This is a genomic window from Verrucosispora sp. SN26_14.1 (assembly GCF_004307965.1).
Taxonomy (GTDB): domain Bacteria; phylum Actinomycetota; class Actinomycetes; order Mycobacteriales; family Micromonosporaceae; genus Micromonospora.
Genome location: NZ_SISL01000298.1, coordinates 1 through 7,508, shown reverse-complemented (window position 1 = coordinate 7,508; position 7,508 = coordinate 1). Strand labels below are relative to the sequence as shown.

Below are 7,508 nucleotides of genomic sequence, written 5' to 3'. Positions count from 1 at the left end.
TGAGCGCTAGTCTCGTGGGCTCGGATATGTGTATACGAGACAGGGGAGCTGGCCGTCGCCCTGCGTGCGGCGAGCGACGCGGCGTACGCGGCGGTGGCCCGGCCGGAGGAGGGCACCCTGCTGACGGTGGCGTCCGCCGCCGCGGACGCCGCCGAACGGGCCGCCGACGGCGAACTGCCCACCGTGACGCGAGCCGCCGCGTCCGGCGCGGCCACGGCCCTGGCCCGTACGCCCGAGCAACTGCCGGCGCTGGCCCGGGCCGGTGTGGTCGACGCCGGTGGGCGGGGGTTCTGCCTGCTGCTGGACGCACTGGTCGAGGTGGTCACCGGGGCGCGTCCGGTGACCTGCACGCCGACTCCCCGGCAGGTGCGGCCGCCGGCCGCCGCGCGGGAGACCACGTCCACCGGGTACTCCTACGAGGTGCAGTTCCTCCTCGACGCCGAGGCCGAGGCGGTCCGCCGGATGCGCGACGAGTTGGACGCGCTCGGCGACTCCCTGGTGGTGGTCGGTGACGGCAGCCCGACCGGCGGCACCTGGCAGGTGCACGTGCACGTCGACGACATCGGGGCGGCGATCGAGGCGGGCGTGGTGGCCGGCCGCCCGTACCAGATCTCGGTGACCCGCTTCGCCGACCAGCGCGCCCCCGGGGCGGCCCCGGCCGCCGACCGGGGCCCGGCAGCCGACTCAAATCGGGAGACCGGGCCGGGACCGGCGTCCGACGGCCGGGGTGCCGTGGTGGTGGCCACCGGGCCCGGTATCGCCGCGCTGCTCGCCGGTGAGGGGGCGGTGGTGGTGCCCGGCAACCCGTCCACCGGTGAACTGCTCGACGCGGTCCGGGCGACCGGGGCGGTACGGGTCGTGGTGCTGCCCAACGACCCGAACGCGCAGGCGGTGGCGAACCAGGTCGCCGTGGAGGCGTACCGGTCGGGTGTGAAGGTCAGCGTGGTGCCCACCCGGTCGCCGGTGCAGGCGCTCGCCGCGCTCGCCGTCCGTGACCCGGGGCGGCGCTTCGAGGACGACGTGATCGCGATGGCCGAGGCCGCCGGGGCCTGCCGGCACGCGGAGGTGTGCCGGGCCGGGCGGGACGCCCTCACCGTCGCCGGCCCCTGCCGCGCCGGTGACGTACTCGCCCTGGTGGAGGGGGAGGTGCACCTGATCGGCACCGATCTGGTGGAGACCAGCGTCGCCCTGGTCGACCGGATGCTCGGCGGCGGCGGCGAACTGGTCACCCTCCTCGTCGGCGCGGACGCGCCGGACGGGCTGGCCGAGGCGGTGCGTACGCACATCGTCGGCCGGTGGCCCTTCGTGGAGGTGCACACGTATCCGGGCGGACAACCGCACTATCCCCTGCTGGTAGGTGTCGAATGACCTCGGACGCGACCACCGTGGACACGCCGCTCACGAAGCTCGTCGGTGACAAGACCGCCAAGGCGCTCGCCGGTCACCTCGACCTGCACACCGCCGGTGACCTGCTCTACCACTTCCCGCGCCGGTACGACGAGCGCGGCGAGCACACCGACATCCGTACGCTCGACGTGGGGGAGCAGGTCACCGTGCTGGCCCAGGTGCAGCGCACCGCGGTGCGCCCGATGCGCCAGCGCCGGGGCAACCTGCTGGAGGTGACCGTCGGCGACGGTTCCGGCGGCACGCTCACCCTCACCTTCTTCGGCAACCAGGCCTGGCGGGAGCGGGAGCTGCGCCCCGGCCGGTGGGGCATGTTCGCCGGCAAGGTCACCGAGTTCCGTGGCAAACGGCAGCTCAACGGACCCGAGTACGTGCTGCTCGGCGACCAGACCGACGGGGAGGCGGCGGCCAACGAGCAGGTGGAGGAGTTCGCCGGTGCGCTGATCCCGGTCTACCCGGCGGCTGCCGCCGTACCGACCTGGGTGATCACCCGCTGCGTACGGGTCGTGCTGGACACGGTCGAGCCGCCGGAGGACCCGCTGCCCGCCACCGTGCGGGCCACCCGCAACCTGATCGGTCTCGGCACCGCCCTGCGTGAGATCCACCGCCCGTCCAGCCGCGAGGACCTGTACCGCGCCCGGCACCGGTTGAAGTGGGACGAGGCGTTCGCCGTGCAGCTGACCCTGGTCCGCCGCAAGCAGCGGGCCGCCGCCTCACCGGCCCGGGCCCGTCCGGCACGGCAGGGCGGGCTGCTCGACGCGTTCGACGCCCGACTGCCGTACGAACTCACCGGCGGCCAGCGCGACGTCGGCGCGGAGATCGCGGCCGACCTGGCCACCGACCACCCGATGCATCGCCTGTTGCAGGGCGAGGTCGGCTCCGGCAAGACGGTGGTGGCGTTGCGGGCCATGCTCCAGGTGGTGGACGCGGGCGGGCAGGCCGCGCTGCTGGCCCCGACCGAGGTGCTCGCCGCCCAGCATCACCGGGGCATGCTCGACCTGCTCGGCCCGCTCGCGCAGGCGGGACAACTCGGTGCCGCCGAGGACGCCACCCGGGTGGAGCTGGTCACCGGCTCGCTCGGCGCGGCGGCCCGGCGGCGGGCACTGGCCGAGGTGTCCAGCGGGGCGGCGGGCATCGTGCTCGGCACCCACGCCCTGCTCTACGAGGGCGTCGACTTCGCCGACCTGGGCCTGGTGGTGGTCGACGAGCAGCACCGGTTCGGTGTCGAGCAGCGGGACGCGTTGCGGGCCAAGGCCGACCAGCCGCCGCACGTACTGGTGATGACCGCCACGCCGATCCCCCGGACGGTGGCCATGACGGTCTACGGCGACCTGGAGATCTCCACGCTGTCCCAGCTCCCGCAGGGCCGTTCGCCGATCGCGTCGCACGTCGTGCCGGCCGCCGACAAGCCCGCCTTTCTCGACCGGGCCTGGCGTCGACTGCGCGAGGAGGTCGCCGCCGGCCACCAGGCGTACGTGGTGTGTCCCCGGATCGGGGAGGCGGATGCGAAGTCCGGCGGCGACGAGGAGCCGCCGGAACTGGACGACAACGGCCGGCGTCCGCCGCTGGCGGTGACCGAGGTCGCCCCGCTGCTTGCCGAGGGACCCCTGCACGGGGTACGCATCGGGGTCCTGCACGGTCGGCTGCCCGCCGACGAGAAGGACGCCGTGATGCGCTCCTTCGCCGCCGGGAACCTGGACGTCCTGGTGGCCACGACCGTCGTCGAGGTCGGGGTGAACGTGCCCAACGCGACGATGATGGTGGTGCTGGACGCCGACCGGTTCGGCGTCTCCCAGCTGCACCAGCTCCGGGGCCGGGTGGGCCGGGGCAGCGCTCCCGGGCTCTGCCTGCTGGTCACCGAGGCCACCGAGGGCAGCAGCGCCCGGGAGCGGTTGGACGCGGTCGCCTCCACCACCGACGGATTCAAGCTCGCCGAGCTCGACCTGGAGCAGCGACGGGAGGGCGACGTGCTGGGCGCCACGCAGTCCGGCCGCCGTTCGCACCTGCGGCTGCTGTCGCTGCTGCGCGACGCGGATCTGATCCGGGACGCGCGGGCGGAGGCGATCGAGATGGTCGAGGAGGACCCCGACCTGGCGCGGCATCCGGCCCTGGCCGCCTCGGTCGCCGCCCTGGTCGACGCCGACCGCGCCGAGTACCTCGAAAAGGGCTGATCGCGTGCGTTGATCGCGTGCGTTGACCACCTGCGCTGACCGCGTGCGCCGAGGACCTGCCTTGATCACGCTCGATCCAGGATCGAGTGGCCTCGGCGCGACGTGGAAGACACTCGATCCTGGATCGAGCACGATCACCGGGCCGCGACGGGGGCCGCGAGCGGACGGACGTGCCTACGCCGAGGGCGTGCCTACGCCGAGGGCGCGCCGACCGGGTGGTCGACGCGCCCTCGGGACTCACATCTCGTCGGGGTCCCGCCTCAGTCGCGGGAGGGACCCCTCAGACTCGGCTCAGGCGGTGAAGTGGATCCGACGCCGCCGGGCCATCACGAACAGCACCGCGCCGACCGCCAGCAGGGCGATCGCGCCTGCGGCGATGCCGCCGGCCGCCGCACCGGTCACCGGCAGGCCCGGGGGCTCCTCGCCGCCGCCGCCACCGCCGCAGTCCTCGGGGGCGTAGACGACCTCGAGCTCCAGGTCGAGCTCGGGCAGGACGACCAGTGCGGTCTCCTCGTCACCGGCCTTGAAGCTGACCTTCTCCGACGTGCCCGGCGCGACGGTCCGCGTCTCGGTCTTGTCGCCGTAGGTGAACTCCACCTTGACCGGCACGCCACCCTCCGGGTTCGAGGCGGTCAGCGCGAAGGTCTCGCAGTCGGCGTCGGTGGTGACGGTCGGCAGCGGGCAGTCCTCGGGACGCTGCCACGTGTACGTGCCGCCCTCGATCACCTTGCCGTCGACCAGGACCTCGATCGCGCCGGCGTTCTCGGCGGGCACCACGGTCTCGTTGTCGGCCTTGCCCGGCTCGACGGTGACCTTCTTGGACCAGCCGTTCTCGCCGCGCACCTCGAACTCGACGGCGTACCGGGAGAGCGTGCCGTCGTTGCTCAGCGACACGGTCACCGTGCCGTCGCAGGCGGAGGCGAAGGTGGAGGCGGGGGTGGTGCAGTTCTTGCTGCCGCCGTTGTACCAGCCCTGCGGGCCGGACGAGCGGTTGCCGGGGGCACCCTTCTCGCCGAGCTTCTTGTCACCGTAGCGCTTGCCGTTCTCGACCAGCGGGTCGATGACCTCGTCCACGCCGCCCCAGATCAGGTCGACCTGGGTGTGGCAGTCCGGGACGCCGACGTTCAGCGCGATCTCGGTCTGGGTGCCGCCGAGGAAGTCACTGGCCGGCGCGCCGTAGACGTACTGCGGGGTGGCGAACTTCGGGCGCGGCGCGAAGTACGACACCAGCGTGAAGTACTGCTTCGCGTCACCGCAGAGCGGCAGGTCGCCCTCCAGCTTCACGGTCGCGGTGCCCTTCGGGCCGTCGAACGTGTGGCTGTACTTGGCGTCGCTGGCGTCGACGCACTTCGGCGCGGGGGCGCACGCAGCGTCGGCGGCCAGGTTGATGCTGCCCTTGTTGGTCTGCTCGCGCCGGTTGTCCCAGCGGCCCTCGACGACGAGCTCGGCGGTCGCGGTCTCGCCCGGCACCCGCTGCACGGCCTCGACGAAGCCGCCCTTCGGGATCGCGACGCCCTGGAGGTCGACGGCCTCGGCGCCCGGCACGAGCACCTGGACCTTCGTCGACGGGGTGGTCGTCACCTTCTTGATGGTGGCGGCGGACCTGCGCTCGCTGTTGACCACCTTCCACGTGATCACCCGCTCGCCGCTGAGCTGGTCGCAGACGGCGGTGGCGGTGATGGTGGTGTGGTGTGCACTGGCCGGGGTGGCCACTGCCGCTGCTCCGGTCATGCCGATGAGGGCGGCTGCCAGGACAGCCAGCGGTCGCCGGAGCGACAGCTTGGGTCGGATCACGCGTACTCCCGGGGTGAAGAAGCGTTTGGTCGTCACGGATGGACGGACGGCGCCGGCGGAGGCTGCCGCGCCGGAGGAAGGTGCCACCCGTGTCGATGGCCGGCGATGATAGGTGGCCGGCACCGGGGCAGACCCTAGCGAGATCGTGTGGAACGGGACAGTCCTCAGCGAGGGCTAAGGATGATGTTATGAATGTGAGATCATTGATATACAGCCAGTGATCGATCGAGGGCTTTTCGCGTCCGGATCGGACGGTCGGCGCGCCTCCGAGGCCGCGTACTCGTCGCGAGGGTCATCGTGTCCTCGCGTAGCGTCAGGGGCATGAGCAGGAGCGAAGGGTGACCCGGATCGTGGCCGGGAGCCTCGGCGGCCGGCGGATCGCCGCGCCGCCGGGTGCCGGCACCCGACCGACCTCGGACCGGGTCCGCGAGGCGTTGTTCAGCGCGGTGCAGGCGGAGGTCGACCTGGACGGGGCGCGCTTCGCCGACCTGTACGCCGGCTCCGGCGCGGTGGGCCTGGAGGCGCTGTCCCGGGGGGCCGCGCACGTGTTGCTGGTCGAGTCCGACGCGCGTGCCGCGCGGGTGATCCGGGAGAACATCGCGGTGCTGCGGGCGGGGCCTGCGGCGCGGCTGGTCACCGGCAAGGTCGCCACGGTGCTGGCCGGCGGGCCGGAGGGTGACCCGTACGACGTGGTCTTCGCCGACCCGCCGTACGCGCTGCCACACGAGAGCGTCACCACGATGCTCGCCGGACTGGTCGACGGCGGCTGGCTCGCGCCGGACGCCCTGCTCGTGATCGAGCGGTCCAGTCGCGGCAACCCGGTCGAGTGGGTGGAAGGCGTCACTGGCCTGCGCAGTCGTCGGTACGGCGAGACCACCCTTTGGTACGGTCGCCGATCATGAGACGTGCGGTGTGTCCCGGCTCGTTCGACCCGGTCACCAACGGTCACCTCGACATCGTCGGTCGGGCCAGCCGGCTGTTCGACGAGGTGATCGTCGGTGTGCTCATCAACCAGTCGAAAACGGGCGTGTTCACCGTCGAGGAGCGGATCGAGATGCTCCGCGAGGTGACCGCCTCCTACGACAACGTCCGCGTGGAGTCCTTCCGTGGGCTGCTGGTGGACTTCTGTCGGGCCCAGCGGGCGACGGTGTTGATCAAGGGCATCCGGGCGGTCAGCGACTTCGACTACGAGTTGCAGATGGCCCAGATGAACATCGGCCTCGCCGGGGTCGAGACGTTGTTCATGCCGACCAACCCGCTCTACTCCTTCCTCTCCTCCAGCCTGGTCAAGGACGTGGCCAAGTGGGGCGGCGACGTCAGCCCGCACGTGCCTGACCTGGTCCGCGAGGCGTTGAAGGCCCGCCTGACCCCACCTGCCTGACGCGTACGCGCCGTGCCCCGGCCGCCGTCGGCGTCCGTGCCACGGGGCCGCGAAGGGGCCGGGCGCGACGCGCCGGGGGAGGGGGTGGGGTGTCGCGGGGGTGTCGGGACGACATCATTGGATGAAGCGGGAACGTGGCCGCAGCCCGCATGATGTAGGTCGGCCCGACGAACGACAGGAGTGAGGTACCGGTGGACCCGCTCGACCGTATCGACGAAATGATCGCCATGGTGGAGCAGGCGCGCTCCGTGCCCATGTCGCGCAACAACTGCATGGTCGATCGGGGCGAGATGATCGCGGCCCTGGACGAACTGCGCGCCGAACTCCCCGCCGACCTGCGCCGCGCCGCCGCCCTGCTGGAGGAGCGGGACAAGATCATGGAGGCGGGCAAGCGGGAGGCGGACCGGATCATCAGCGAGGGTGAGGCGGAACACGCCCGCCTGGTCTCGGTGAACGAGATCACGGTCTCCGCCGAGCACGAGGGTGCCCGGATCATCGCCGAGGCGCGGGCCGAGGCGCAGCGCCTCCGCGAGGAGGTCGACGACTACGTCGACACCGCCCTGGCCAACTTCGAGCAGTTCCTCACCCGGGCGCTGGCCTCCATCGAACGCGGCCGGGACAAGATGCACGCGCTCCGCGAGATCGGCACCTTCGGCGGTGACGAGGCGGAGCGTCCACTGCCCTTCTGACCCCACGGTCGGTACCCGCCGGTGCGGGACTGCCGCCGCCGAGCCCGCCGCCGACGCGGCCCGGCGACC

General features: G+C 72.5%; 5 protein-coding genes and 1 pseudogene. 5 read left to right on the top strand and 1 reads right to left on the bottom strand.

Features of this window, described 5'->3' with window-relative positions; translation table 11 throughout:
• Positions 1–45: 45 nt before the first annotated feature.
• Positions 46–1,368: pseudogene (locus EYA84_RS22265) on the top strand (DAK2 domain-containing protein); the annotation flags it as partial.
• Positions 1,365–3,575 (top strand): ATP-dependent DNA helicase RecG, encoded by a 2,211-nt coding sequence (gene recG / locus EYA84_RS22260; RefSeq protein ID WP_131054987.1) that lies wholly within the window; start codon positions 1,365–1,367, stop codon positions 3,573–3,575. The pseudogene EYA84_RS22265 and the gene recG, both read left to right, overlap by 4 nt.
• Positions 3,576–3,866: 291 nt before the next feature.
• Here recG and EYA84_RS22255 read toward each other — a convergent pair whose 3' ends face one another.
• Positions 3,867–5,405 carry a cell wall anchor protein gene (locus EYA84_RS22255; protein ID WP_236145900.1) on the bottom strand — a complete coding sequence of 513 codons (1,539 nt, stop codon included), beginning with the start codon at positions 5,403–5,405 and terminating at the stop codon, positions 3,867–3,869.
• Between the two features lie 302 nt (positions 5,406–5,707).
• Here EYA84_RS22255 and rsmD point away from each other — a divergent pair, with 302 nt between their 5' ends.
• The 3 genes from rsmD to EYA84_RS22240 all read left to right on the top strand — a co-directional run bounded on the left by rsmD (position 5,708) and on the right by EYA84_RS22240 (position 7,439).
• On the top strand, positions 5,708–6,271 hold the full coding sequence (rsmD, locus tag EYA84_RS22250) for a 16S rRNA (guanine(966)-N(2))-methyltransferase RsmD (RefSeq protein WP_131054986.1): 564 nt from the start codon (positions 5,708–5,710) through the stop codon (positions 6,269–6,271).
• Positions 6,268–6,750 (top strand): pantetheine-phosphate adenylyltransferase, encoded by a 483-nt coding sequence (coaD, locus tag EYA84_RS22245; protein ID WP_131054985.1) that lies wholly within the window; start codon positions 6,268–6,270, stop codon positions 6,748–6,750. The genes rsmD and coaD overlap by 4 nt, the downstream gene beginning before the upstream one ends.
• A 191-nt stretch (positions 6,751–6,941) precedes the next feature.
• Positions 6,942–7,439 (top strand): hypothetical protein, encoded by a 498-nt coding sequence (locus EYA84_RS22240; RefSeq protein ID WP_131054984.1) that lies wholly within the window; start codon positions 6,942–6,944, stop codon positions 7,437–7,439.
• The last annotated feature ends 69 nt before the right edge of the window (positions 7,440–7,508 follow it).

What these genes read in the sequence shown, in the direction of transcription:
- recG (WP_131054987.1), top strand. Translation starts at nt 1,365, where the DNA reads ATGACCTCGGACGCGACCACCGTGGACACGCCGCTCACGAAGCTCGTC.
- coaD (WP_131054985.1), top strand. Translation starts at nt 6,268, where the DNA reads ATGAGACGTGCGGTGTGTCCCGGCTCGTTCGACCCGGTCACCAACGGT.